The organism is Pseudomonas marginalis, assembly GCF_900105325.1.
Lineage (GTDB): Bacteria > Pseudomonadota > Gammaproteobacteria > Pseudomonadales > Pseudomonadaceae > Aquipseudomonas > Aquipseudomonas marginalis.
In genome coordinates this window covers 357,072-379,718 of sequence record NZ_FNSU01000001.1, presented here as the reverse complement: position 1 = coordinate 379,718, position 22,647 = coordinate 357,072, and the positions used below count along the sequence as shown (strand labels likewise).

Sequence of the window (22,647 nt, the reverse complement as noted above, 5' to 3'; positions counted from 1 at the left end):
AGAACGCTTGCCGAATGGATTTTGCCTAGGCAGAATCCGCTCCGTCCTAGGGGAGTAGTCTCCCACGAGCGCCACGCTCGTCCGGCATACGTCAACATACTTGGTCAACAGGCCATGGCGTATGCGACCCAGGAGTCCGCACAGACGGACCGGGGTTTGACAAGACCTATGACACGCACACCTTACCCGGGGCGGGAAGGCTGTACGTGTCATAGCCGTGTCGACCCGCCCCTGGAAACCTACCTGATGCTGGATTCATTGCTCGTTCCTACCGCAATCGTTGCCTTGGCCGAAATCGGCGACAAGACGCAACTGCTCGCGCTCATCCTTGCTGCACGCTTTCGCAAGCCCTGGCCGATCATCGCCGGCATCGTCGCTGCAACCCTGGCCAACCATGCGGCCGCCGGTGCCGTGGGGGCCTGGTTCGGGAGTTTCTTCTCGGATGCGGTATTGCACTGGATTCTCGCGGCCAGCTTCTGCGCCACCGCGCTGTGGACCCTGGTGCCAGACAAACTCGACGACGACGAAGCCAGCACCACGCGCAAGTTCGGGCCGTTCCTGACCACGCTGATTGCATTCTTCCTGGCGGAAATCGGGGACAAGACCCAGATCGCCACGGTGATGCTCGCGGCGCAGTACCCGGAACTGTGGCTGGTGATTATCGGCACCACCCTGGGCATGTTGATTGCCAACGTGCCGGTGGTTCTGGCGGGGAATTTTGCGGCGGAGAAACTGCCGCTGACATTGATTCGCCGATTGGCGGCTACAGCGTTCTTTGTCCTGGCGATTGTGGCGGTGTACAAGGCCATGCAGAGCAGTGGCTGGATCTAAGCCAAACACGGAAGATGGTTTACCCTGATGCCTGTAGGAGCGAGCTTGCTCGCGAAAAACTCACCGGCGCCGCGTTTATTCAGGCAACACGCGTTATCGTTGACGTTTTTCGCGAGCAAGCTCGCTCCTACACGGCGTCGATCAGGACTTCTTGGCCTGCTGGTAGAGCGGCATCACCTTCGGAATCGCTGCCTGCAACGAGGCGATCCGGCTGTCGGAAGCCGGGTGAGTGCTCATGAACTCCGGCGGTGCGCCTTCCGAAGCCTTGGCCATCTTGTTCCACAGCGTGATCGCCGCGTTCGGGTTGTAGCCGGCACGGGCCGCCAGTTCCAGGCCGATCAGGTCCGCTTCGTTTTCATTGCTGCGGCTGTTGGGCAAGGTCATGCCGTAGTTGGCCACGGTATCGGCCAGCGCCAGGCTGTCCTGGCCCAGGCCGAACAACGCACCGGCGCCCTGCTTGGCCATCTCGATGCCGTAGGCCTTGGACATGGCTTCGCGGCCATGCTCACGCAAGGCGTGGGCGATTTCATGGCCCATCACCGCGGCCAGTTCATCGTCGGTGAGCTTGAGGTTGTCGATCAACGCGCTGTACACGAAGATCTTGCCGCCAGGCCCGCAGTTGGCGTTCATCTCATCGCTCTTGATCAGGTTCACTTCCCACTTCCACTGCGCCGCATCCGGGCGGAAGGTCGGCGCCTGGGCGATCAGGCGATTGGCGATCGCCTGCACGCGCTTGGCATTGGCGCTGGTCTTGTCCAACTGGCCTTTGCTGCTGGCCTCGCCCAGGGTCTGCTGGTAGGACTGGGCATACATCTGGTCGACTTCCTGGCTCGACAGCATGCTGAACATATATTGCTTGCGCTCAACCCCGACCGCGCCGCCGCTGGTGGTGTTGACCGACTGACACCCGGCCAGCAACACGCCTGCCGCCAATACACTTACGGCCAATGATTTCTTCATCAATACACTCTCCCTGAAAAGACGCCCTGAAAACATGGCGCGTATCGTAGGCGCTCATTTGTATCGGCGCCAGATACAACAGACGTGTAACCGATGAATTTCGGACACATCTCACACGCCCGGCAACTTCAGTGAGCAACCGGCCTCAGGCTCAGGCCGGGGTCAGGCACTCCGGCCCGTTGAGCTTGGGATCATTGACCATGTTGGCCAGGACTCGCTCACGCAATGGGACCGGCTCACTGGCCAGCAAGCCTTGCAACACATGCAAGGGCGTCTCGGGATCGAGCCAGGCGGCCTGACCCGCCCCGTCCAGAATCAACGGCCGGCGCTGATTCTGGGCGGCCTGGGTCACCACTGCCGTACTCAGCCACACCTGCTCCTGCACCGGGTACGCCTCCCAGATCGCTGCAAAAAACAGGGTCGAGCCCTCCCCCGGCGTCAACCAGTACGGACGCTTGCGCTGGGTGCCGCGCCATTCGTAAAAGCCGTTGGCGGGCAGCAGGCAACGGCGCTGGCGAAATGCTTCGCGAAACATCGGTTGCTCGGCCAGGGTTTCGGCACGGGCATGGGCCGGGGTGCGGGAAAGGTCAGTCAGCCAGGGCGGCGTCAGGCCCCAGCGCGCCCGTGCCAGGGTGCGCTGGCCGTCATTTAGGCGCTGGATCAGCACCGAATCATTCGGGGAGATGTTCCACTGGGCCTGCTGGTCGGTCGGAAAGCCCGGCAGGGCAGCAAAGGTAGGGTTCCAGCGAAACAGGGCATAACGTCCACACATGGGGCAACACGACTCTTGGGTAAACCGACCGACAGCCTAACAGACCAATACGTCGGGGAAGCTGTCGGGTTCGTCGCCGGGCAGGGGTTGCGCACCGATATAGGCGGTAATCAGCTCGCGGGCTTCAGCCGCCCGGTCGTTGTCCACTTCCAGCCCCAGCAGGCCGAAGATCGGCAACTCCCCCGTGCCGCCGAGCAAATGGCGCCCTACCAGGTGCGCCTCGATGCCCTCGCTGGCGAGCATTTGCTGCAGCAACTCGCCTTCCATCAGGTTTTCCGGTTCGTAGATTCGCTGCATGGGCGTACCTGTTATTCGTTTTCACTGCGGGTTTCGAGCATCCACTCTTCACCATGGACCTGCAGGTTGAAAATGATCGGTCGGCAACACACCTGACAGTCCTCGATGTATGTCTGATCACCGCCGGATAAATCCACCGCGGTCTCTACCGCCTCACCACAATAAGGACAATCGTACAGAGCAGTTTCCAGCATCGCAGTCTCCCAGGTGACTTGTGCGTATAATCGCCGGTCTATTTACAGGGCTATTTTCCGGCCGGGCCAATTGCCCGGACGCTCCCTGGTATTTCCTTTACTTACCCTAGCCGTTTCTAACAAGAGAGCATGATGGGCGAATTCGATACCATCCGACCTTACAACGACAGCGAAGTCCCGGCAGTGCTGGCCCGGCTGTTCAGTGACAAGGCCTTTCTGGACATCCTGACCCACTTCCGCTTCCCGCGCTTTGCCGGCGCCCTGGGCTGGCTGCTCAAGCCGATGATCGCGCGCAAACTGCGCCGCGAGTTCGCCGGTGTCACCACCGTGGCCACGCTTCAGGACAAAGTCGAGTATTACGTCGACCACACCATTGACCGGGCGACCGACGGCGTGACCTACACCGGCGTCGAACAGCTCAAATCCGGCACCGCCTACCTGTTCCTGGCCAACCACCGCGACATCGTGATGGACCCGGCCTTCGTCAACTATGCCGTCTACCACGCCGGCCTGCCGACGCCACGCATCGCCATCGGCGATAACCTGCTGCAAAAGCCGTTTGTCAGTGACCTGATGCGCCTGAACAAGAGCTTCATCGTGCACCGTTCGATCACCGGGCGAAAGGAGAAGATGGCGGCGTTCAACCTGCTGTCGGCCTATATCAACCATTCGATCCGCAACGACTGCCAGTCGATCTGGATCGCCCAGGCCGAAGGCCGCGCCAAGGACGGGGATGACCGCACCGAGTCGGCGATCCTCAAGATGTTCCATGTCAGCCGCAAGGACGAGCCGTTTGCCGAAGTGATCCAGTCACTCAACCTGACGCCGGTGTCCATCAGCTACGAGTACGACCCGTGCGATGCCGCCAAGGCCCGCGAACTGTATATCCGCGCCACCACCGGCACCTACGTCAAGGCGCAAGGCGAGGATGACGTCAGCATTGCGCTGGGCATCACCGGCTACAAAGGCCGCGTACATATCAACTTCGCGCCGCCGATTACCGAGCGTTTCGAAGACACCAAGGTCCTGGCCGTGGAAATGGATCGGCAGATTCTCGGCGGCTACCGGCTGTTCCCTGTGCACTACCTGGCGTACGCCCAGTGGAGCGATGCCGACCCGCAGTTGCAGGTGCCGAAGGCGGCCGACGTGTTCCCGGCCGATGAACTGGCCAAGGCGAAGGCGGAGTGGGAGCGGCGCCTGAACGACTGCCCGGCCGAGCACCGGCCTTTCCTGGTGGTGCAATACGCGACGCCAGTGCGCAATCAGTATCGGGTCAAGGCTGGAATCCCGCTGTAAACACCGATCAAGAAAATGTGGGAGGAGGCAAGCCCCCTCCCACATTGGTTCTGCGTTTTTTTAGATTCGGGTGCTGAGCCAGGAAGTAGCCAGCGCCAGTCCAAGGCAGGCGAACCCGATGCGGTAAGCCACACGGTGCGCCCGCTCGGTGCGCACATCCAGGAACAGCATGGGCTGGTCGATTGCGCGATCTTCACTTTGCGCCGTCAGTTCAGCCATGGCGCGTTGCTCGCGCAGGCGGGTGATGAACAGCAGCGCAGCGCCTGGGCAGGCCACTGATAAAGCCACGGCATTGATCAATAGTGCGGGCAGCGCCATCGCAAACCTCGATGAAACAGTCTGTGGGTATCGGTTCAGATACAAACCTTGACGGTAGTGGCCTCGAGCACCAAAACCGCTCCATCTCCCATGGACGGCTAATGTATCCAGTAATTTACGCCGTCACCTGAACGTCACCTTAACAAGCCACTCTGTTGCCCTTCGAACATTCAGGAGCTTGTCATGCTGCACGCGCACAACCAGGATCGGCTGTATCTGATTGCCCAAAGCGACGAGCAGGAGGCGCTGATCGGCGGCCTGGCGTTCAACGTGCAGGACCGCCACTGGCTGGTGTATTGCGCCCTTGGCGGGCACCAGCATGCGGACTTGCCCGAGGCCGATCTGTTGACGGGGGTGAGCATGCTGGACTTTTGTATCGACACGGCCGCGTGAAACTGAAGGCATAAAAAAACCGGACTCATCGCTGAGCCCGGTTTTTTTGTTTGAGCGATTACTGCGAGCTGAGCAATGAACCGATGCTTGGGTCCTTGAACAGGCGGGTCAAGGCATCGCTCAGGACGTCGCTGACCAGCCTGGTGTTGGTTTCCTGGTTAGGCGACATGCCGAAGCGCTGGTTCAGCGACGCACCGTAACGGCCGCTGTAGCGACGGGTGCCGGCGGTGACGTCGGACTTGAAGGTGGCGCCAATGGACGCCTCGGTCACGTAAAGACCGTCTTTAGGCGACTGATACTTCAACTCGGCCAGGGTGATCGTCAACTGCGGAGCGCCCGGCGCGTTGGGGCTGGGGGTGAAACCCAGCAGGCGCACGGCCGCTTCCGCCTGGGCTTGCAGCTTGGGCAGCACGTCTTGAGCGTTCACCGACACCAGGGCGGTTTCCGGGTACAGGCCACCGCGCGAACCGAGTGTCGGCGACGGACGACCGTCCACCACCCGTACCGACACCGGCTGGCCATGGCCCACCGGGGCCAGCTGCGTGGTGATTTTCGGTTCCGGGGTCAGTTGCTGCGGGCTGTTGGCGCAGCCAACCAGGGTCAAGCTGGTCACAGTGATCAAACCGAACAACAGGCGTTGCAACATGCGCTTCTCTCCAGAAATCAGGTACCGACAGGCCGGCAGTATAGCGGGGCGCCCCTGCAGGGAACTAGCGTCAGTTACAACCTGTGACCCGGGGCGTCGCCTGCGGTTCGATGTCACCGATATGTCATAGCCGTTACATGGGCTCGTCATCCGAAGCAGGCATGCTTGGCCTCAATCTCAGGAGGTTGATCGCCATGCATTTTCTCTGGTCGCTGTTTACGCGCAAGCCCGCCCTTCGCCAGTTCGCCCTGCTCGATGCGCAAGGCCGTTGCCAGGCGTTCAAAGCGTGCTGCCAGCCTCCCGTCGGCGAAGGCTGGGTGGAAATCGAAGAAATTCGCCTGAGCTGGATGCATCATCCGTTGCCGGCCCGCGCCCGTGTAAGCCCACGCCCTGCGCGGTCGCTACGTCACCAGGCGTTGGCCGCCTGACCGAACGCCTAATAAAAGTCATAAAACCCGCCCATTTCCCCGGCGTTCTTCGCTACAATCTCCCCCCGATTATAAGGACGTCTCCTGATCGGGCCTCGCAGCATCGTTAATGCCTCGGTATTAACCCCAAGAATCGCCCACAGAGAGCCGCCCACACAGATCCTGTGAAGCTGGCGCGCTTGCTGTTTCCTTTGCAAACCACCCGCCTTTACCGAATCTGCCAGAGCTGCCATTGCGCTCGGCCACTTGAGTTGTTTGCCCGTTTTGCCGCGTGTCGGCAGAGGTTTGCGGGCCAGGTGCCAGGCCGGGGCAGCCCTTTTTTGAGGTTCACGTCTTCAAAAGAGCGTGAAAAAAACGGGTTTTCACAACTTCACAAGAGTGTGGCGAGCAAATGAATAGTTTGGCGTTTGTACAAGCACCATCAGCGTCTGGAACAGCCCAACCACACAGGCCCGAGTACTCCGCAAACACCGGAGCTTGAGCCTGTCCGCTACGGATTGATTGCACGAATCGCACGCTTTGACCATAAGTCGAATTGCCACAGGCGCCCATGAATGCGTTCATAGGCAGATCAGGCCGGGCAGGAAGCGTGTGCTGAATGTGCAAGGAATTGCGAAACGGACATGGCGATCCTGGCCATGGGTAACCTGGGGCAACACGTGAAACGCCCCGTCACTCCTGGCAGTCATGCCGTCAATTTGGTGCTGCAGATTTTGGAGACGCGTTAAATGGCGCATAACGAAGCAGTCGACGTAGTACTGGTAGGGGCCGGCATCATGAGTGCCACCCTGGCCGTACTGCTCAAAGAGCTCGACCCCGGCCTCAAGCTGGAAGTCGTTGAGCTGATGGACTCGGGTGCCGCGGAAAGTTCCAACCCGTGGAACAACGCCGGTACCGGTCACGCCGGGCTGTGTGAGCTGAACTACACGCCCCAGGCCGCCGATGGCTCCATCGACATCAAGAAAGCCGTGCACATCAACACCCAGTTCGAGGTGTCGAAGCAGTTCTGGGCCTACCTGACCAGGAAGGGCACCTTTGGCTCGTCCAAGTCCTTTATCAGCCCGGTGCCGCACCTGAGCTTCGTGCAGGGCGAAAAAGGCGTGGAGTTCCTCAGGAAGCGCTTTGAAACCCTCAGCCAGCACCATGCGTTCTCGGACATGCACTACACCGAAGACCGCAGCGAAATGGCCGAGTGGATGCCGCTGATGATGCCGGGGCGCCCGCTCGACGAAAAAATCGCGGCCACCCGTGTGATGAACGGCACCGACGTCAACTTCGGCGCCCTGACCAACCAGTTGCTCACTCACCTGACCAGCTCCCCGGACGCTCAGGTCAAGTACAGCAAGCGCGTGACCGGCCTCAAGCGTAACGGCGCAGGCTGGACCGTGAGCATCAAGGACGTCAACAGCGGCAACAGCCGCGAAGTGGACGCCAAGTTCGTGTTCCTCGGCGCCGGTGGCGCGGCCCTGCCGCTGCTGCAGGCCTCGGGTATCGAAGAAAGCAAAGGGTTTGGCGGTTTCCCGGTCAGCGGCCAGTGGCTGCGTTGCGACAACCCGGAAGTGGTCAAGCACCACCAGGCCAAGGTCTACAGCCAGGCCGCCGTGGGCTCGCCGCCGATGTCCGTGCCGCACCTGGACACCCGCGTAGTCGACGGCAAGAAATCCCTGCTGTTCGGGCCCTACGCCGGCTTCACCACCAAGTTCCTCAAGCACGGCTCGTTCCTCGACCTGCCGCTGTCGGTTCGCGCCGGCAACATTGGCCCGATGCTGGCCGTGGCCCGCGACAACATGGACCTGACCAAGTACCTGGTCAGCGAAGTGATGCAGTCCATGGAGCAGCGCCTGGAATCCCTGCGTCGCTTCTACCCCGAAGCGAAAGCCGAAGACTGGCGCCTGGAAGTGGCCGGCCAACGGGTGCAGATCATCAAGAAAGACCCGAAGAAAGGCGGCGTGCTGCAATTTGGCACCGAGCTGGTCGCGGCTAAAGATGGCTCACTGGCAGCACTGCTGGGTGCGTCCCCAGGCGCTTCGGTGACCGTGTCGATCATGCTGGAACTGATCGAGCGGTGCTTCCCGCAGAAAACTGCCGGTGAGTGGGCGACCAAGCTGCACGAGATCTTCCCGGCACGGGAGAAGGTCCTGGAGACTAATGCCGAGCTGTATCGCAAGATCAATACGCAGAACAACATCAGCCTCGAACTGGTTGAATCTGCCGCCGAGACCGGTAGGAGCGAGCTTGCTCGCGAAGATCGTTAACGATAACGCAGCGCATCTGGTTTAACGCGGCGTTCTCTGTTTTTTCGCGAGCAAGCTCGCTCCTACAGTAAAAAGCAAAAACGCCCCGTTCTCGCGATGAGAACGGGGCGTTTTTTGTGGCCGGGAATAATCAGCCGCGGGCGTTGTCGATCAGCTCGATATAGTCGGCGGCGTTGCGCTGGTCCTTGATCAGGTCGACAAAGGTCTGGCCGTGCTCATCCTTGCCATCCAGGTCCAAACCGGCCGCCTTGAAGAAAACCAGGAAGCGTTCGAAGTCGTCGATACGCAGGCCACGGTAGGCCTTGATCAGTTTGTGCAGGGACGGGGAAGTCGCGTCAACCGGCTCGAAGTCCAGGAACAACTTGATCTGGTCGTCGCCGATCTCGTCACCAATCACCTGTTTCTTATCTTTACGCATTACCGACTCCAGCCAGCAGACATTTACACGGGGTTTGAAGTCTACCTGCGAGGCGCAGGCTTCGAAAGCGGTGAAGAACCAATGTGGACGGGGGCAAGCCCTTCCCACATTGGTTCTTCAGTGTTTTTGCTATTTGCTACGAACAGCACCGGTATGCAAATCCGCCCAGACATGCCCGTTGGCGTAACTGAGGAACTGCACATACACCGCGTCATTGCGCAGCAGGTCGACAATCACTCGGTACTGGGCCACCGGGTAGGACAGGGTCAAGGTTTTGCTCTTGTCATCGTAGACCGGCTTTTTCAAGCTTTTGCTTTCGGCATCGAAGTTGAGCACCACCTGGCTGATAGTCGCGCCTTTGTTCAGGGACTTGCCCTTGAGACGGATCATCAGCGGCGAGGTCACCGGGATCGGTTGTTGCGTGGATTGACGCTGGTTGCCCACCACCACCGCATATTCGGTGACTTGCAGCAGTTGCTGCTGGTCAGGGGTTTCGGCGCGCAGGGTCAGATCGTCCGGCGGCAGGAACTGCGCATGCATCGGCGCAGGCGCCGCAGCCAGCGGCAGACTGAGGGTCAACGCCAGGGCGGCGCAGGTGCGTATCAACAGGCTCATGGGCCGCTCCGCAAGAGGTGGCCCAGCACTGTAGCTCAATCGAACTGGGCAAGCATCCAGCGTTGATACTCGGCCACATTGGCGTCGCCTTCACGGGGCGCCCAATCGGCCAGTTCGCCTTCGCCCACCGGCCGATAAGGCCCGGCCTTGCACTCGAACATCACCGTGTCGGGGGCGAGCACCACCAGGCCATGGAACACGCCGGGCGGCAGGTCGACGCCCGAGCATTCGCCGCCGGCCTGCATCACGCGCTTGGCGAGCACCTCGCCGGTGTCGCTGAACACCAGCAAGCCCAAGCGCCCCTGGAGGACCAGCAAGGTTTCCGCCTTATCCGCGCTCAAGTGCCGATGTGGCGGCACATACGTGCTGGGCTGCAGGCCCACGGCCAGGCGATGGCACGGTTCTTCCATCTGATGAAAGTTGTGATGATGCCGGCCACGGGGGCTGGCGCCCGCTTTCTCGGCCAACTCGGCAAACAGCGTCTGATCAAGAAAGCGAGTCATAGGTTACATACCTTTGACGGCGTAGATTCCATTGGCGTTGCGCCAGTAGCCCTTGTAATCCATACCGTAACCGAAGATGTAGCGATCGATGCACGGCAGGCCGACGAAATCGGCTTTCAACTCGGGACGGGCCTTGCGGTCGTGGTCTTTGTCGATCAGCACGGCGGTGTGCACCTTACGTGCGCCAGCGTGTTTGCAGAAGTCGATGATCGCGCCCAGGGTGTGGCCCTCATCAAGGATGTCGTCGATGATCAGCACATCGCGGTCGATGAACGAAACTTCCGGCTTGGCTTTCCAGAACAGGTCGCCACCGCTGGTTTCGTTGCGATAGCGAGTGGCGTGCAGGTAGGACGCTTCCAACGGGAACTGCAGGTGAGTCAGCAATTTGCCGGCAAAGATCAGGCCACCGTTCATCACGCAGAAGACCACCGGGTTGGTGTCGGCCATTTCGCGGGTGATGTGTGCGCCAACCTTAGCGATCGCTGCTTCGACTTGCGCTTCGGTGTACAGGCAGTCAGCCTCGCGCATGATTTGACGGATATGCTCGAGATCAGCGGACATGGCGCTCTCCAAGGGGTGCTGTGGCAAGAAAAGCGGGCGAAGGTACGCTTCTCATGCGCTCCGAGCAAGCCTTAATGGACTAACGTACTAGATGTCTATAGGACAACACCCTCGGATAGATTAATCTAGGCCGGTTTTTTTGCCCGCCGCCGGAGCCTTTCCCATGCCCACTCGCGAGATCCGCCACCCGCTGATCCGACACAAACTCGGCCTTATGCGCCGTGCCGACATCAGCACGAAGAATTTCCGTGAGCTTGCTCAGGAAGTTGGAGCGCTGCTCACTTACGAAGCCACCAAAGATTTGCCCCTGGAAACCTACGACATCGAAGGTTGGGCAGGCACTGTCCAGGTCGAGAAAATCGCCGGTAAGAAAATTACCGTGGTGCCGATCCTGCGTGCCGGTATCGGCATGCTCGAAGGCGTGCTCAGCCTGATCCCGGGCGCCAAGGTCAGCGCCGTCGGCGTCGCCCGCAACGAAGAAACCCTGCAGGCCCACACCTATCTGGAAAAACTCGTACCGGAAATCAACGAGCGCCTGGCCATGATCATCGACCCGATGCTCGCTACCGGCAGCTCCATGGTTGCCACCATCGACCTGCTGAAAAAAGCCGGTTGCCGGGACATCCGCGCCATGGTGCTGGTGGCCGCGCCCGAAGGCATCGCCGCCGTCGAGAAAGCCCACCCGGACGTGCAGATCTACACCGCTTCCATCGATGAGCGCCTGAACGAACACGGTTACATCATCCCAGGCCTGGGCGATGCCGGTGACAAGATCTTCGGCACCAAGCAGAAGGACGCGTGAGCATGCAGGATGAATTCAACGACCCGCTTTGGCGCCAGATCCTGTCTGGCGCACAGATGCTCTTCGTAGCATTTGGCGCGCTGGTGTTGATGCCACTGATCACAGGTCTTGATCCAAACGTCGCCCTGTTCACCGCCGGCCTGGGCACGCTGTTGTTCCAACTGGTGACAGGGCGGCAGGTGCCGGTCTTCCTGGCGTCGAGCTTTGCCTTCATTACCCCGATCATTCTTGCCAAGGGCCAGTTCGGCCTCGCAGCGACCATGGGCGGGGTGATGGCGGCCGGTTTTGTCTATACCTTCCTCGGCCTGGCCGTGAAGATCAAAGGCACCGGTTTCATCGACCGCCTGCTGCCACCCGTGGTGATCGGCCCGGTGATCATTTCCATCGGCCTGGCCATGGCACCGATTGCCGCGAACATGGCGATGGGTAAATCCGGCGATGGCGCCGAGTTGATTCATTACCAGACGGCGATGATGATCTCGATGCCGGCGCTGCTGACCACGTTGATCGTCGCGGTGTTCGGCAAGGGTATCTTCCGCCTGGTGCCGATCATCTCCGGCGTGCTGGTGGGCTTTGCCATGGCGTTCTACTTCGGCGTGGTCGACACGGCGAAGATCGCCGCCGCCCCGTGGTTCGCCCTGCCCCACTTCACCGCGCCGGAGTTCAACTGGCAGGCGATCCTGTTTATCGTCCCAGTGGCCCTGGCCCCGGCGATCGAACACATCGGCGGCGTGATTGCGGTGGGCAGCGTGACCGGTCGCGACTACCTGAAGAAGCCTGGCCTTCACCGCACCCTGCTCGGTGACGGGATCGCCACCACGGCCGCCGGCCTGTTTGGCGGCCCGCCGAACACCACCTACGCCGAAGTGACGGGCGCGGTGATGCTGACCAAGAACTACAACCCAAAGATCATGACCTGGGCGGCAGTGTTTGCCATCAGCCTGGCGTTCATCGGCAAATTCGGCGCACTGCTGCAAAGCATCCCGGTGCCGGTGATGGGCGGGATCCTGTGCCTGCTGTTCGGCTCGATTGCCGCGGTGGGGATGAACACCTTGATCCGCCACAGGATCGACCTGGGTGAAGCGCGCAATCTGGTGATTGTGTCGGTGACCCTGGTGTTCGGGATTGGTGGGGTGCTGGTGGGAACCGGGACCGGTCCGGATGACTTCGGCCTGAAAGGCATTGCCCTGTGTGCGGTGGTAGCGATTGGCCTGAACCTGTTGCTGCCGGGCAATGATGGCTGGAAGAACAAGAAGCCGGATGAGCCGCTGATCTAACACATATGGCAGAACCTAATGTGGGAGGGGGCAAGCCCTAATGCCAGTCAGTTAAGGCTTTTTGTAGGAGCGAGCTTGCTCGCGAAAAACTCACAGGCGCCGCGCTCATTCAGGAAGCACGCGTTATCGTTGACGTTTTTCGCGAGCAAGCTCGCTCCTACAGGAGGCGATGTACGCTTAACTGACTGGCATTAGGGCAAGCCCCCTCCCACATTTTTTGATCTTCAGTGTGGCTTAGAGCTCACCCAACCCATCGATCAGCGCCTGGTTCTGCTCCGGCGTACCGATGCTGATCCGCAGGAACTGGGCAATCCGCTCCTGTTTGAAGTGCCGCACGATCACCCCTTGCTCACGCAGCTTGGCCGCCAGGCCGGCTGCGTCGTGCCGTGGGTGGCGGGCAAAGATGAAGTTGGCTGCTGACGGCAGCACTTCAAAGCCCTTGCCTTCCAGTTGCGCGACCAATTGGTCGCGACTGTCGATGACCAACCGGCACGTCTTCTCGAAGTACTCCCGGTCCTCGAACGCCGCCGCCGCGCCGACAATCGCCAGGCGATCCAGCGGATAGGAGTTGAAGCTGTTCTTGACCCGCTCCAGCGCCTCGATGAGGTCCGGGTGGCCCACGGCCAGGCCCACGCGCAAACCGGCCAGTGAGCGCGATTTGGACAGGGTCTGGGTCACCAGCAGGTTCGGGTAGCGGTCCACCAGGCTGATGGCTGTTTCGCCGCCAAAGTCGATATAGGCTTCATCGACCACCACCACCGAATCCGGGCTGGCCTTGAGAATCTGCTCCACGGCGTCCAGCGCCAGCACACAGCCGGTGGGCGCGTTCGGGTTGGGGAAGATGATCCCGCCGTTGGGCCTGGTGTAGTCCGCTACGCGGATCTGGAACTGCTCGTCCAACGGCACCGGGTCGGACTTGATGCCGTAGAGGCCGCAGTACACCGGATAGAAGCTGTAGCTGATATCCGGGAACAGCAACGGCAGCTCGTGCTGGAACAGGCCGTGGAAGATGTGTGCCAGGACTTCATCGGAGCCGTTACCGAGGAACACCTTGTCGGCGTCTATCCCGTAGTACTTGGCCACGGCCTGCTTGAGCAGGTCGCTGTTGGGGTCCGGGTACAGGCGCAGGTTGTCGTTCAACTCGGCCTGCATCGCAGCCAGCGCCTTGGGCGACGGGCCGTAGGGGTTTTCATTGGTGTTGAGCTTGACCAGCCTGGTCAGCTTCGGTTGCTCGCCGGGCACGTAAGGCACGAGGTCCTTGACGAAGGGGCTCCAGAATTTGCTCATGTGTTATTTCCCCTCTTCCAGGATTCGATACTCAGCGCTACGGGCGTGGGCGCTCAGGGATTCACCACGGGCCAGCACCGAGGCGGTCTTGCCCAACTCGGACGCGCCTTGTGGCGAGCAGAAGATGATCGACGAACGCTTCTGGAAGTCATACACCCCCAGCGGCGACGAGAAGCGCGCGGTGCCAGAGGTTGGCAAGACGTGGTTGGGGCCGGCGCAGTAGTCGCCCAGGGCTTCGCTGGTGTGGCGGCCCATGAAGATCGCACCCGCATGGCGAATCGACGGCAGCCAGGCCTGTGGATCGGCCACGGACAGCTCCAGGTGCTCCGGCGCGATACGGTTGGCCACTTCGATAGCCTGCTCCATGTCACGCACCAGGATCAGCGCGCCACGGCCATTGATCGATTTCTCGATGATCTCGGCACGGTCCATGGTCGGCAGCAGCTTATTGATGCTGGCGGCGACCTTGTCGAGGAACTCGGCGTCCGGGCTGACCAGGATCGCCTGGGCGTCCTCATCGTGCTCGGCCTGGGAGAACAGGTCCATGGCGATCCAGTCCGGGTCGGTCTGGCCGTCGCACACCACGAGGATTTCCGAAGGGCCAGCGATCATGTCGATACCGACCTGGCCGAACACGTGGCGCTTGGCAGTGGCCACGTAGATGTTGCCGGGGCCGACCACCTTGTCGACCTTCGGCACGCTTTCGGTGCCATAAGCCAGGGCGGCAACCGCTTGGGCACCGCCGATGGTGAACACGCGGTCGACACCGGCAATGCAGGCGGCAGCCAGTACCAGTTCGTTGATTTCACCGCGCGGGGTCGGTACCACCATGACCACTTCGGTGACGCCGGCCACCTTGGCGGGAATCGCGTTCATCAACACCGACGAGGGGTACGAGGCCTTACCACCCGGCACGTACAAGCCGGCACGGTCCAGGGGCGTGACCTTCTGGCCCAGTACGGTGCCGTCAGCCTCGGTATAGCTCCAGGAGTCCTGCTTCTGTTTTTCGTGGTAGCTGCGCACTCGGGTCGCGGCGACTTCGAGGGCCTGGCGCTGGGGCGCGGTGATGCGCGTCAGGGCCAGTTCCAGGCGTTCGCGGGGCAGGATCAGGTCGGACATGGACTTGACGTCCAGACCGTCGAACTGCCGGGTGAAATCCACCAGCGCCGCATCACCGCGCTCGCGCACGGCCTTGATAATGTCGAGGACCCGCTGGTTGACCGAGTCGTCGGACACGCTTTCCCAGCTCAGCAGATGATCCAGATGATGGGCGAAATCCGGGTCGGCAGCGTTGAGTCGGGCAATTGCAGTGGACGTGGTCATAGCGAGGGCCTCAATAGAATTGGCAAAAACTCAGGCGCCCTAAACTAGCAGTCGTTTCCGCTTGGGCACCTGAGAATTCTGGCTATGAGGCGGATAGACGGGCGCAGCTTTTCAGCTACGCGGGTGAGTCAACCGCGGTGTCGAGACTCCACTGCCTGGCGCAGGGTGTCGATCAACGCCTGGATACGGGCGTGCTGCATCTTCATCGACGCTTTGTTGACGATCAGCCGAGAGCTGATGTCGGCGATAAAGTCCTGTGGCTCGAGACCGTTGGCACGCAGGGTGTTACCGGTGTCGACCACGTCGATGATCTTGTCGGCCAGGCCGATCAGCGGCGCCAGCTCCATCGAGCCGTAGAGCTTGATGATGTCGACCTGGCGGCCTTGCTCGGCGTAGTAGCGCTTGGCGACGTTGACGAACTTGGTGGCCACGCGCAGGCGGCCTTTAGGCTCGACATCACCGACACGGCCGGCGGTCATCAGCTTGCACAGGGCAATGCGCAGGTCCAGCGGCTCGTACAGGCCTTGGCCGCCGTATTCCATCAGCACGTCTTTACCGGCGACACCGAGGTCGGCCGCGCCATGTTCAACATAGGTCGGCACGTCGGTAGCCCGTACGATCAGCAGGCGAACGTCGTCCTGGGTCGTTGGGATGATCAGCTTGCGGCTCTTGTCCGGATTCTCGGTCGGCACGATGCCCGCTTCAGCCAGAAGCGGCAAAGTGTCGTCAAGGATGCGGCCCTTGGACAGTGCGATGGTCAACATGGGAAACGTCAGTCCTTCATCAGGCTATTGCTGTCCGGTCGCAAACGGCGCCAGACACAGATCGAGGCCATGACAGCCTCGATTTGAAACAAACCAGTGTCTGTAGGAGCGAGCTTGCTCGCGAAAAACGTCAACGATAACGCGTTTATTCAGACTCAACGCGGTGCCCACGAGTTCTTCGCGAGCAAGCTCGCTCCTACAATGCAGAGGGACTAGCCCGGTACGCGGCGGATTTTCGCGCCGAGCATCTGCAGTTTTTCTTCGATGCACTCGTAACCACGGTCTATGTGGTAGATGCGGTCGATCAGGGTATCGCCTTCGGCGATCAGCGCCGAGATCACCAGGCTGGCCGAAGCGCGCAGGTCGGTAGCCATGACTGGCGCGCCCTTGAGCTTCTCGGTGCCGGTCACGATGGCAGTGTTGCCTTCGACCTGGATCTTCGCGCCCATGCGGTGCAGTTCGTACACGTGCATGAAACGGTTTTCGAAGATGGTCTCGATCACGGCCCCCGTGCCTTCGGCAATGGCGTTCAAGGAGATGAACTGCGCCTGCATGTCGGTCGGGAACGCCGGGTACGGAGCGGTACGCACGTTAACGGCTTTTGGCCGCTTGCCGTGCATGTTCAGCTCGATCCAGTCTTCACCGGTGGTGATTTCGGCACCGGCTTCGCGCAGTTTTTCCAGGACCGCTTCCAGGATGGTCGGATCGGTGTCCTTGACCTTGACGCGACCACCGGTGACGGCGGCAGCAACCAGGTAGGTACCGGTCTCGATGCGGTCCGGCATCACTTTGTAGGTGGCCGGGTGCAGGCGTTTCACACCGTCGATGGTGATGGTGTCGGTGCCGGCGCCGGTGATGTTGGCACCCATGGCGATCAGGAAGTTGGCCAGGTCGACCACTTCAGGCTCGCGCGCAGCGTTTTGCAGCACACTGCGGCCGTTGGCCAGGGCGGCAGCCATCATGATGTTCTCGGTACCGGTCACACTGACGGTATCAAAGAAGAAGTTGGCGCCACGCAGGCCGCCCTCCGGAGCCTTGGCCTTGATGTAGCCGCCTTCGACGTCGATGGTCGCGCCCATGGCCTCGAGGCCACGGATGTGCAGGTCCACCGGACGCGAGCCAATGGCGCAGCCGCCAGGCAATGCGACTTCGGCTTCGCCGAAACGAGCGACCATCGGGCCCAGTACCAGGATCGACGCACGCATGGTTTTTACCAGTTCGTACGGGGCGATCAGGGTCTTGATGGTGCGCGGGTCGATTTCGACGGCCAACTTTTCGTCGATTACCGGCTCGATACCCATGCGACCAAACAGCTCGATCATGGTGGTGATGTCGTGCAGGTGCGGCAGGTTGGCCACGGTCACAGGGCCATCGCACAGCAGGGTCGCAGCCAGGATCGGCAAGGCAGAGTTTTTCGCACCGGAAATGCGAATCTCGCCATCAAGGCGGGCACCGCCGGTAATAATCAATTTATCCATAAGAATCTCGACGCCTTGGGGGCTCAGGTGCGCTCGGCCCAGGCCGCGCGGCTGAAAAATTTCATAGTGACCGCGTGGATGCTGCCATCGGTGATCCACGGGTTCAAATGGGCATAGATCTGCTGCTGACGCTTGACCGGGCTGAGTGCCGCCAGTTCATCGCTAATCACGTTCAGCTGGAAGTTGCAGCCTTCGCCTTCAACTTCTACGTTCGTATCCGGCAGCTTTCCTTCGAGAAAGCTCTTAACTTCTAGGGCCTGCATGATCAACCTCTATCGGCGCCCAGTGCGCACGGGTCGCACATCATACAAAAAAGCCCCGCGCCTGCGAACCCCGCATAGCAGGACTCTGACGGGGGGCTTTATCGATAATGTGTATTAAGGATGCGCCAACAGCTCGGTCAAACCGGAAACTTCGGCGATTTCACGCATGTCTTCGGGCAATGCACGAAGGGTGACCGACTTTTTGGCCGCTTCGGCATCGCGCATGAAACACAGCAGCAACGACAAGCCGACACTGCTGGACTTGGTTACCGCCGAGCAATCCAGCACCAACGCAGGGGCCGTGCTGGTCTTGATCAGCGCCTGGCCCTGCTTGCGCAGGTCAGGCCCGGTGCGGTAATCGAGCACGCCGCTGAGGAACAGCTCGCCCGCGTCGCCGAGACGAACAGCCGACTCGGTCATTGGGCAGGTTTCCCAGCGGCTTTATCGGTCTCTTCCTTGGCCTTGGCGACTTCACCGGCCCAACCATTGATGGTTTTGTCCAGGTCGTTGCCATTGCGCTGCATGGCGTCGGCGAACTGGTCACGGAACAGCTTGCCGATGTTGATGCCATTGATGATCACATTGCGCAGTTTCCACTCGCCATTGATCTTCTCCAGCGTGTACTGCACAGGGTAGACGGCACCATTGTTGCCCTTGACACTCATGTTGACACTGGTGCGGTCGCCCGACTCATCCCCGGCGGGAGCGACGGTAATGCCCTGGTTGTTGTACTCAAGCAAAGCGTTGCCATAGAACTGGAACAGGCCGCGCTTGAAGTTTTCCTGGAACGTCTGCATTTGCGCAGGGGTGGCCTTGCGCGAATATTTGACCGTCATGATGCTGCGCGAAATACCTTCAGCATCGACGACCGGGCCGACGATGGTATTCAGTGCTTCGTAGAATTTGCTCGGGTCTTGCTTGTACTGCTCTTTATTGGCAGTCAGGTCAGCCAACATCCTGTTGGTAGTGTCCTGCACCAGTTCGTGCGCAGAACCCGCTGCGTTGGCCATCAACGGCAGCGCTGCCAGCAGTACCAGGAGGCCACGTCGCAAGGTAGAGATCATGTACAGATTCCTCATTTGGCGTCTTTATTGACCGTATTGAGCAGGAATTTACCGATCAGGTCTTCAAGTACCAGCGACGACTGCGTGTCGTGGATGGTCGAGCCATCCTTGAGCAGGGCTGTTTCCCCGCCCACGCTGACACCGATGTACTTCTCGCCCAGCAGACCCGCAGTGAGGATAGATGCAGTGGAGTCGGTCGGCAGATTATCTACCTTCTTGTCCAGTTGCATCGTCACTCGCCCGGTGAAGCTGTCGCGATCCAGATCGATTGCCGTGACCTTGCCGATGGTCACACCGGCCATGGTCACTTTAGCTCTGACAGTCAAACCGGCGATATTGTCGAAGTACGCGTAAAGTTTATAAGTATCGGCGGTGGGGCTGGCCGAAAGGCCGCTGACTCGCAGGGCCAGCAACAGTAAAGCCAGGATGCCAGCCAGCAAGAAAAGGCCGACACCGATTTCCACAGTGCGGTTTTGCATCAGAAATCTCCAAACATCAAGGCGGTCAAAATGAAGTCAAGGCCCAGTACTGCCAACGAGGCGTACACAACGGTCTTGGTGGTGGCGCGACTGATCCCTTCTGAAGTGGGCTCACAGTCATAGCCTTGGAATACGGCGATCCAGGTCACTACAAAGGCGAAGACGATGCTCTTTATGATGCCGTTGAGCACGTCACCGCTGAAGGTCACGCTGTTTTGCATGTTGGCCCAGTAGGAGCCGTCATAGACGCCCAGCCAGTCCACCGCCACCCACGAGCCGCCCCAGATACCGACCACGCTGAAGATCATCGCCAGCAACGGCAGGGAAATAAAGCCGGCCCACAGGCGCGGGGCAACAATGTACTTGAGCGGGTCCACGCCGATCATTTCCAGGCTGGACAACTGCTCGGTGGACTTCATGTTGCCGATTTCGGCGGTCAACGCAGAACCTGCACGCCCGGCGAACAGCAACGCAGTCACGACCGGCCCCAGCTCACGCAGCAGCGTCAGGGCAACCATCTGCCCCACTGCCTGCTCCGAACCGTAGCTGGACAGGATATTGAAGCCCTGCAACGCCAGCACCATCCCGATGAACACCCCGGAGACCACAATGATCACCAGGGACATCACGCCCACCGAATGCAACTGCTTGATCAACAGGCCGAAGCCGCCACCAATGCCACCGCGGCCGAGCAACGCGTGGAACAGGAAAATCGTCGAGCGGCCCAGCACTTCGACGATGTCGATACCGGATCGACCGAAAAGGCGAACCTTCTCGATAAGAGATGTCTTGCGCATCAGCGCTTCCCCAGAAGGTCTGAGCGGTAATCCGCTGCCGGAAAGTGAAAAGGCACGGGGCCATCGGGATCGCCGGTCATGAATTGGCGAATACGCGGGTTGTCGGCGTTCATCAGTTCTTCAGGCGTACCCTGCCCCAGCACCTGGCCATCGCCGACTACATAAAGGTAATCGGCAATGCTCGCGGTTTCTGCAAGGTCGTGGGAGACCACGATGCTGGTGATACCCAGGGCATCGTTGAGCAGACGGATCAGGCGTACCAGCACGCCCATGGCAATCGGATCCTGGCCGACGAAGGGCTCGTCGTACATGAGGATCTGCGGGTCGAGGGCAATGGCGCGCGCCAGGGCCACGCGGCGCTTCATGCCGCCGGACAGTTCGTCGGGCATCAGGTCGATGGCGCCGCGAAGGCCCACGGCCTGCAATTTCAGCAACACAATGTCACGAATCATTTCATCGGACAGCTGGGTATGCACCCGCAACGGAAATGCCACGTTCTCGAACACATCGAGGTCGGTAAACAGCGCACCGCTCTGGAACAGCACCCCCATATGCTTGCGCGCATCGAACAGATCGCTGCGCGACAGTGTCGGCAGGTTCTGGCCGTTGACCCATACTTCACCGGCGCTGGGGCGCAATTGCATGCCCATCAGACGCAGCAGCGTGGTCTTGCCGCAACCGGACGGACCCATGATGCCCGTGACCTTGCCGCGGGGAATGCGAATATCGACGTTATTGAAGATGCTGCGCGTCCCGCGCTTGAAGGTCAGTCCCTTCAGCTCGACCGCGTAGGCGTTATCGGCACTCATCTAAACTCCTTGGGATGCAGCCTCTCACTCAGACACCATGCATGCGACAAACGTTTGCAACGGTGACGCATATAGATAGCCACATGGGCTGGGCGGACCGAACTGGCGGCGAACTATATCACTGCTGGTACAGGGCGCCCAAGGCCGGAACTGCGCTAGTTCAGTTTAAGGACAGGGAAAAAACGTTGCTGGCTATGTTACTGAGGATCGATCTCAGGCATTCGTTGAATAAAGCCTGACGAACTTGCGTGAGGGAATTGATCATTACCGCTATAATCGCCGACTTTTCGTCAGGCTATACGACTTCAGACATGAGCCAATCCAGCGACCTTATTCAATCCGCGCAACGCACCATCCGCCTCGAAGTTGAAGCCGTAGAAGGCTTGCTGGCCCATATCGACGCAGATTTCGTACGCGCCTGCGAGATGATCCTGGCCAGCAAGGGCCGTGTTGTCGTGGTTGGCATGGGCAAATCGGGCCACGTCGGCAACAAGATCGCCGCCACCCTGGCCAGCACCGGGACTACCGCATTTTTCGTGCATCCGGCCGAAGCCAGCCACGGCGACATGGGCATGATCACCAAGGATGACATCATCCTGGCGCTGTCCAACTCCGGCACCACCAACGAAATCGTGACCCTGCTGCCGCTGATCAAGCGCCTGGGCATCAAGATGATCAGCCTCACCGGCAACCCGGAATCCACCCTGGCCAAGGCCGCCGACGTGAACCTGAATGTTCACGTGGACCACGAGGCCTGCCCGCTGAACCTGGCGCCGACCTCCTCCACCACCGCCGCCCTGGTCATGGGCGACGCCCTGGCCGTGGCGCTGCTGGAAGCCCGTGGATTCACCGCTGAAGACTTCGCATTTTCCCACCCGGGTGGTGCCTTGGGCCGCCGCCTGCTGCTGAAAGTGGAAAACGTCATGCATTCGGGCGAGGAATTGCCCCACGTCCAGCGCGGCACCCTGCTGAAGGATGCGCTGATGGAAATGACCCGCAAGGGCCTGGGCATGACCGTGATCCTGGAAGCCGACGGGCGCCTGGCCGGGGTATTCACTGACGGTGACCTGCGCCGCACCCTGGACCGCACCATCGATATCCGCACCGCGACCATCGACGCCGTGATGACCCCCCATGGCAAGACTGCACGCCCTGAAATGCTGGCGGCCGAAGCTTTGAAGATCATGGAAGACCACAAGATCGGCGCGCTGGTGGTGGTCGATAGCGACGACCACCCGGTTGGCGCCCTGAACATGCACGACTTGCTGCGTGCGGGAGTGATGTAAATGACCAGCGACCTGTTGCAACGCGGCAAACACATCAAACTGGCGATTTTCGACGTTGACGGCGTGCTGACCGATGGCCGCCTGTACTTTCTCGAAGATGGCAGCGAATTCAAGACGTTCAATACCCTCGACGGCCAGGGCATCAAGATGCTGATGGCTTCGGGCGTGCAAACGGCGATTATCAGCGGCAGAAAAACCCCCGTTGTGGAACGCCGCGCACAAAACCTCGGTATTCCTCACCTGTATCAGGGCCGCGAGGATAAACTGGTGGTTCTGGACGAGCTTCTTGGCCAACTCAACCTAAGCTATGAGCAGGTCGCCTATCTGGGCGATGATCTGCCCGACTTGCCGGTCATTCGCCGAGTGGGCCTGGGCATGGCCGTCGCCAATGCGGCGACGTTTGTTCGCGAGCACGCCCATGGCGTCACCACCGCCCGTGGCGGCGAAGGTGCCGCCCGCGAGTTCTGTGAACTGATCCTGCGAGCCCAGGGCAGTCTTGAAGCGGCCCACGCCGCCTACCTATAGAGCGTT

The 22,647-nt window shown here is 60.5% G+C and carries 29 protein-coding genes and 1 riboswitch; of the genes, 9 read left to right on the top strand and 20 right to left on the bottom strand.

The window, feature by feature from the left end; genetic code table 11:
• Positions 1–36: 36 nt before the first annotated feature.
• A riboswitch (yybP-ykoY riboswitch) is annotated at positions 37–158 on the top strand.
• A gap of 88 nt (positions 159–246) precedes the next feature.
• Positions 247–831 carry a TMEM165/GDT1 family protein gene (locus BLW22_RS01925; protein ID WP_005784895.1) on the top strand — a complete coding sequence of 195 codons (585 nt, stop codon included), beginning with the start codon at positions 247–249 and terminating at the stop codon, positions 829–831.
• A gap of 141 nt (positions 832–972) precedes the next feature.
• Here the strand turns inward: BLW22_RS01925 and BLW22_RS01920 are convergent, their stop codons facing one another.
• The 4 genes from BLW22_RS01920 to BLW22_RS01905 form a co-directional block, all read right to left on the bottom strand.
• Positions 973–1,791, bottom strand: a complete 819-nt coding sequence (locus BLW22_RS01920) for a M48 family metallopeptidase (protein WP_027604784.1) — start codon at positions 1,789–1,791, stop codon at positions 973–975.
• A 151-nt stretch (positions 1,792–1,942) separates the two neighbouring features.
• Positions 1,943–2,563, bottom strand: coding sequence for an SOS response-associated peptidase (locus BLW22_RS01915; protein ID WP_074843909.1), 621 nt, complete (start codon positions 2,561–2,563; stop codon positions 1,943–1,945).
• A gap of 36 nt (positions 2,564–2,599) precedes the next feature.
• Entirely contained in the window at positions 2,600–2,860 is a 261-nt protein-coding gene (locus tag BLW22_RS01910; protein WP_027604786.1) for a putative signal transducing protein, read from the bottom strand.
• Positions 2,861–2,871: 11 nt separating this feature from the next.
• Positions 2,872–3,054 (bottom strand): CPXCG motif-containing cysteine-rich protein, encoded by a 183-nt coding sequence (locus BLW22_RS01905; protein ID WP_027604787.1) that lies wholly within the window; start codon positions 3,052–3,054, stop codon positions 2,872–2,874.
• 132 nt (positions 3,055–3,186) lie between these two features.
• Between BLW22_RS01905 and BLW22_RS01900 the strand changes: the two genes are divergently transcribed.
• Positions 3,187–4,350: a 1-acyl-sn-glycerol-3-phosphate acyltransferase gene (locus BLW22_RS01900; protein WP_174562722.1), complete on the top strand. Its 1,164-nt coding sequence runs from the start codon at positions 3,187–3,189 to the stop codon at positions 4,348–4,350.
• 60 nt (positions 4,351–4,410) lie between these two features.
• On the opposite strand, the gene BLW22_RS01895 is transcribed toward BLW22_RS01900, so the two are convergent.
• Positions 4,411–4,668 (bottom strand): hypothetical protein, encoded by a 258-nt coding sequence (locus BLW22_RS01895; RefSeq protein WP_065924279.1) that lies wholly within the window; start codon positions 4,666–4,668, stop codon positions 4,411–4,413.
• 183 nt (positions 4,669–4,851) lie between these two features.
• Here BLW22_RS01895 and BLW22_RS01890 point away from each other — a divergent pair, with 183 nt between their 5' ends.
• Positions 4,852–5,061, top strand: a complete 210-nt coding sequence (locus BLW22_RS01890; protein WP_027604790.1) for a hypothetical protein — start codon at positions 4,852–4,854, stop codon at positions 5,059–5,061.
• A 58-nt stretch (positions 5,062–5,119) separates the two neighbouring features.
• Here BLW22_RS01890 and BLW22_RS01885 read toward each other — a convergent pair whose 3' ends face one another.
• Positions 5,120–5,707, bottom strand: coding sequence for a YajG family lipoprotein (locus BLW22_RS01885; RefSeq protein WP_065924280.1), 588 nt, complete (start codon positions 5,705–5,707; stop codon positions 5,120–5,122).
• Positions 5,708–5,901: 194 nt separating this feature from the next.
• On the opposite strand from BLW22_RS01885, the gene BLW22_RS01880 reads away from it, so the two are divergent.
• Both BLW22_RS01880 and mqo read left to right on the top strand, forming a co-directional pair.
• Positions 5,902–6,135, top strand: coding sequence for a hypothetical protein (locus BLW22_RS01880; protein WP_065924281.1), 234 nt, complete (start codon positions 5,902–5,904; stop codon positions 6,133–6,135).
• A 728-nt stretch (positions 6,136–6,863) separates the two neighbouring features.
• Positions 6,864–8,390 carry a malate dehydrogenase (quinone) gene (gene mqo / locus BLW22_RS01875; RefSeq protein ID WP_074843907.1) on the top strand — a complete coding sequence of 509 codons (1,527 nt, stop codon included), beginning with the start codon at positions 6,864–6,866 and terminating at the stop codon, positions 8,388–8,390.
• 130 nt (positions 8,391–8,520) lie between these two features.
• Here mqo and BLW22_RS01870 read toward each other — a convergent pair whose 3' ends face one another.
• The 4 genes from BLW22_RS01870 to BLW22_RS01855 all read right to left on the bottom strand — a co-directional run bounded on the left by BLW22_RS01870 (position 8,521) and on the right by BLW22_RS01855 (position 10,487).
• The gene (locus tag BLW22_RS01870) at positions 8,521–8,808 is read right to left on the bottom strand and encodes a PA4642 family protein (RefSeq protein WP_027604794.1); all 288 of its coding nucleotides are present in this window, start codon (positions 8,806–8,808) and stop codon (positions 8,521–8,523) included.
• A 129-nt stretch (positions 8,809–8,937) separates the two neighbouring features.
• Positions 8,938–9,423, bottom strand: coding sequence for a hypothetical protein (locus tag BLW22_RS01865; protein WP_065924283.1), 486 nt, complete (start codon positions 9,421–9,423; stop codon positions 8,938–8,940).
• A 35-nt stretch (positions 9,424–9,458) separates the two neighbouring features.
• Entirely contained in the window at positions 9,459–9,926 is a 468-nt protein-coding gene (locus tag BLW22_RS01860) for a WbuC family cupin fold metalloprotein (RefSeq protein WP_065924284.1), read from the bottom strand.
• Between the two features lie 3 nt (positions 9,927–9,929).
• Positions 9,930–10,487: a hypoxanthine-guanine phosphoribosyltransferase gene (locus tag BLW22_RS01855; protein ID WP_027604797.1), complete on the bottom strand. Its 558-nt coding sequence runs from the start codon at positions 10,485–10,487 to the stop codon at positions 9,930–9,932.
• 163 nt (positions 10,488–10,650) lie between these two features.
• Between BLW22_RS01855 and upp the strand changes: the two genes are divergently transcribed.
• Positions 10,651–11,289 (top strand): uracil phosphoribosyltransferase, encoded by a 639-nt coding sequence (gene upp / locus BLW22_RS01850; protein WP_027604798.1) that lies wholly within the window; start codon positions 10,651–10,653, stop codon positions 11,287–11,289.
• Between the two features lie 2 nt (positions 11,290–11,291).
• A complete protein-coding gene (locus BLW22_RS01845; protein WP_027604799.1) occupies positions 11,292–12,566 on the top strand; it encodes a uracil-xanthine permease family protein in 1,275 nt (424 codons plus the stop codon).
• 234 nt (positions 12,567–12,800) lie between these two features.
• Here the strand turns inward: BLW22_RS01845 and hisC are convergent, their stop codons facing one another.
• The 10 genes from hisC to BLW22_RS01795 form a co-directional block, all read right to left on the bottom strand.
• Positions 12,801–13,853: a histidinol-phosphate transaminase gene (hisC, locus tag BLW22_RS01840; RefSeq protein WP_074843905.1), complete on the bottom strand. Its 1,053-nt coding sequence runs from the start codon at positions 13,851–13,853 to the stop codon at positions 12,801–12,803.
• A 3-nt stretch (positions 13,854–13,856) separates the two neighbouring features.
• Positions 13,857–15,176, bottom strand: a complete 1,320-nt coding sequence (gene hisD / locus BLW22_RS01835) for a histidinol dehydrogenase (RefSeq protein ID WP_065924286.1) — start codon at positions 15,174–15,176, stop codon at positions 13,857–13,859.
• Between the two features lie 128 nt (positions 15,177–15,304).
• Positions 15,305–15,940: an ATP phosphoribosyltransferase gene (gene hisG / locus BLW22_RS01830; RefSeq protein WP_027604802.1), complete on the bottom strand. Its 636-nt coding sequence runs from the start codon at positions 15,938–15,940 to the stop codon at positions 15,305–15,307.
• Between the two features lie 212 nt (positions 15,941–16,152).
• The gene (gene murA, locus BLW22_RS01825; protein ID WP_034102217.1) at positions 16,153–17,418 is read right to left on the bottom strand and encodes a UDP-N-acetylglucosamine 1-carboxyvinyltransferase; all 1,266 of its coding nucleotides are present in this window, start codon (positions 17,416–17,418) and stop codon (positions 16,153–16,155) included.
• 23 nt (positions 17,419–17,441) lie between these two features.
• Positions 17,442–17,681, bottom strand: a complete 240-nt coding sequence (locus BLW22_RS01820; protein ID WP_027604803.1) for a BolA family protein — start codon at positions 17,679–17,681, stop codon at positions 17,442–17,444.
• Positions 17,682–17,795: 114 nt separating this feature from the next.
• A complete protein-coding gene (locus BLW22_RS01815) occupies positions 17,796–18,101 on the bottom strand; it encodes an STAS domain-containing protein (protein WP_065924287.1) in 306 nt (101 codons plus the stop codon).
• On the bottom strand, positions 18,098–18,745 hold the full coding sequence (locus BLW22_RS01810; RefSeq protein ID WP_065924288.1) for an MlaC/ttg2D family ABC transporter substrate-binding protein: 648 nt from the start codon (positions 18,743–18,745) through the stop codon (positions 18,098–18,100). The genes BLW22_RS01815 and BLW22_RS01810 overlap by 4 nt, the downstream gene beginning before the upstream one ends.
• Positions 18,746–18,756: 11 nt before the next feature.
• Positions 18,757–19,224 carry an outer membrane lipid asymmetry maintenance protein MlaD gene (mlaD, locus tag BLW22_RS01805; protein WP_003171814.1) on the bottom strand — a complete coding sequence of 156 codons (468 nt, stop codon included), beginning with the start codon at positions 19,222–19,224 and terminating at the stop codon, positions 18,757–18,759.
• Positions 19,224–20,021 (bottom strand): lipid asymmetry maintenance ABC transporter permease subunit MlaE, encoded by a 798-nt coding sequence (gene mlaE / locus BLW22_RS01800; protein WP_010213107.1) that lies wholly within the window; start codon positions 20,019–20,021, stop codon positions 19,224–19,226. The genes mlaD and mlaE overlap by 1 nt, the downstream gene beginning before the upstream one ends.
• Positions 20,021–20,830 (bottom strand): ATP-binding cassette domain-containing protein, encoded by an 810-nt coding sequence (locus tag BLW22_RS01795; protein ID WP_003171811.1) that lies wholly within the window; start codon positions 20,828–20,830, stop codon positions 20,021–20,023. The genes mlaE and BLW22_RS01795 overlap by 1 nt, the downstream gene beginning before the upstream one ends.
• Before the next feature lie 311 nt (positions 20,831–21,141).
• On the opposite strand from BLW22_RS01795, the gene BLW22_RS01790 reads away from it, so the two are divergent.
• Both BLW22_RS01790 and BLW22_RS01785 read left to right on the top strand, forming a co-directional pair.
• The gene (locus tag BLW22_RS01790) at positions 21,142–22,116 is read left to right on the top strand and encodes a KpsF/GutQ family sugar-phosphate isomerase (protein ID WP_027604806.1); all 975 of its coding nucleotides are present in this window, start codon (positions 21,142–21,144) and stop codon (positions 22,114–22,116) included.
• Positions 22,117–22,641 (top strand): KdsC family phosphatase, encoded by a 525-nt coding sequence (locus BLW22_RS01785; RefSeq protein ID WP_027604807.1) that lies wholly within the window; start codon positions 22,117–22,119, stop codon positions 22,639–22,641.
• The last annotated feature ends 6 nt before the right edge of the window (positions 22,642–22,647 follow it).

Bases quoted from the DNA above. Each gene is read 5' to 3' on its own strand.
- BLW22_RS01925 (WP_005784895.1), top strand. From the start codon at position 247: ATGCTGGATTCATTGCTCGTTCCTACCGCAATCGTTGCCTTGGCCGAA.
- BLW22_RS01920 (WP_027604784.1), bottom strand. From the start codon at position 1,791: ATGAAGAAATCATTGGCCGTAAGTGTATTGGCGGCAGGCGTGTTGCTG.
- BLW22_RS01915 (WP_074843909.1), bottom strand. From the start codon at position 2,563: ATGTGTGGACGTTATGCCCTGTTTCGCTGGAACCCTACCTTTGCTGCC.
- BLW22_RS01910 (WP_027604786.1), bottom strand. From the start codon at position 2,860: ATGCAGCGAATCTACGAACCGGAAAACCTGATGGAAGGCGAGTTGCTG.
- BLW22_RS01905 (WP_027604787.1), bottom strand. From the start codon at position 3,054: ATGCTGGAAACTGCTCTGTACGATTGTCCTTATTGTGGTGAGGCGGTA.
- BLW22_RS01900 (WP_174562722.1), top strand. From the start codon at position 3,187: ATGGGCGAATTCGATACCATCCGACCTTACAACGACAGCGAAGTCCCG.
- BLW22_RS01895 (WP_065924279.1), bottom strand. From the start codon at position 4,668: ATGGCGCTGCCCGCACTATTGATCAATGCCGTGGCTTTATCAGTGGCC.
- BLW22_RS01890 (WP_027604790.1), top strand. From the start codon at position 4,852: ATGCTGCACGCGCACAACCAGGATCGGCTGTATCTGATTGCCCAAAGC.
- BLW22_RS01885 (WP_065924280.1), bottom strand. From the start codon at position 5,707: ATGTTGCAACGCCTGTTGTTCGGTTTGATCACTGTGACCAGCTTGACC.
- BLW22_RS01880 (WP_065924281.1), top strand. From the start codon at position 5,902: ATGCATTTTCTCTGGTCGCTGTTTACGCGCAAGCCCGCCCTTCGCCAG.
- mqo (WP_074843907.1), top strand. From the start codon at position 6,864: ATGGCGCATAACGAAGCAGTCGACGTAGTACTGGTAGGGGCCGGCATC.
- BLW22_RS01870 (WP_027604794.1), bottom strand. From the start codon at position 8,808: ATGCGTAAAGATAAGAAACAGGTGATTGGTGACGAGATCGGCGACGAC.
- BLW22_RS01865 (WP_065924283.1), bottom strand. From the start codon at position 9,423: ATGAGCCTGTTGATACGCACCTGCGCCGCCCTGGCGTTGACCCTCAGT.
- BLW22_RS01860 (WP_065924284.1), bottom strand. From the start codon at position 9,926: ATGACTCGCTTTCTTGATCAGACGCTGTTTGCCGAGTTGGCCGAGAAA.
- BLW22_RS01855 (WP_027604797.1), bottom strand. From the start codon at position 10,487: ATGTCCGCTGATCTCGAGCATATCCGTCAAATCATGCGCGAGGCTGAC.
- upp (WP_027604798.1), top strand. From the start codon at position 10,651: ATGCCCACTCGCGAGATCCGCCACCCGCTGATCCGACACAAACTCGGC.
- BLW22_RS01845 (WP_027604799.1), top strand. From the start codon at position 11,292: ATGCAGGATGAATTCAACGACCCGCTTTGGCGCCAGATCCTGTCTGGC.
- hisC (WP_074843905.1), bottom strand. From the start codon at position 13,853: ATGAGCAAATTCTGGAGCCCCTTCGTCAAGGACCTCGTGCCTTACGTG.
- hisD (WP_065924286.1), bottom strand. From the start codon at position 15,176: ATGACCACGTCCACTGCAATTGCCCGACTCAACGCTGCCGACCCGGAT.
- hisG (WP_027604802.1), bottom strand. From the start codon at position 15,940: ATGTTGACCATCGCACTGTCCAAGGGCCGCATCCTTGACGACACTTTG.
- murA (WP_034102217.1), bottom strand. From the start codon at position 17,418: ATGGATAAATTGATTATTACCGGCGGTGCCCGCCTTGATGGCGAGATT.
- BLW22_RS01820 (WP_027604803.1), bottom strand. From the start codon at position 17,681: ATGCAGGCCCTAGAAGTTAAGAGCTTTCTCGAAGGAAAGCTGCCGGAT.
- BLW22_RS01815 (WP_065924287.1), bottom strand. From the start codon at position 18,101: ATGACCGAGTCGGCTGTTCGTCTCGGCGACGCGGGCGAGCTGTTCCTC.
- BLW22_RS01810 (WP_065924288.1), bottom strand. From the start codon at position 18,745: ATGATCTCTACCTTGCGACGTGGCCTCCTGGTACTGCTGGCAGCGCTG.
- mlaD (WP_003171814.1), bottom strand. From the start codon at position 19,224: ATGCAAAACCGCACTGTGGAAATCGGTGTCGGCCTTTTCTTGCTGGCT.
- mlaE (WP_010213107.1), bottom strand. From the start codon at position 20,021: ATGCGCAAGACATCTCTTATCGAGAAGGTTCGCCTTTTCGGTCGATCC.
- BLW22_RS01795 (WP_003171811.1), bottom strand. From the start codon at position 20,830: ATGAGTGCCGATAACGCCTACGCGGTCGAGCTGAAGGGACTGACCTTC.
- BLW22_RS01790 (WP_027604806.1), top strand. From the start codon at position 21,142: ATGAGCCAATCCAGCGACCTTATTCAATCCGCGCAACGCACCATCCGC.
- BLW22_RS01785 (WP_027604807.1), top strand. From the start codon at position 22,117: ATGACCAGCGACCTGTTGCAACGCGGCAAACACATCAAACTGGCGATT.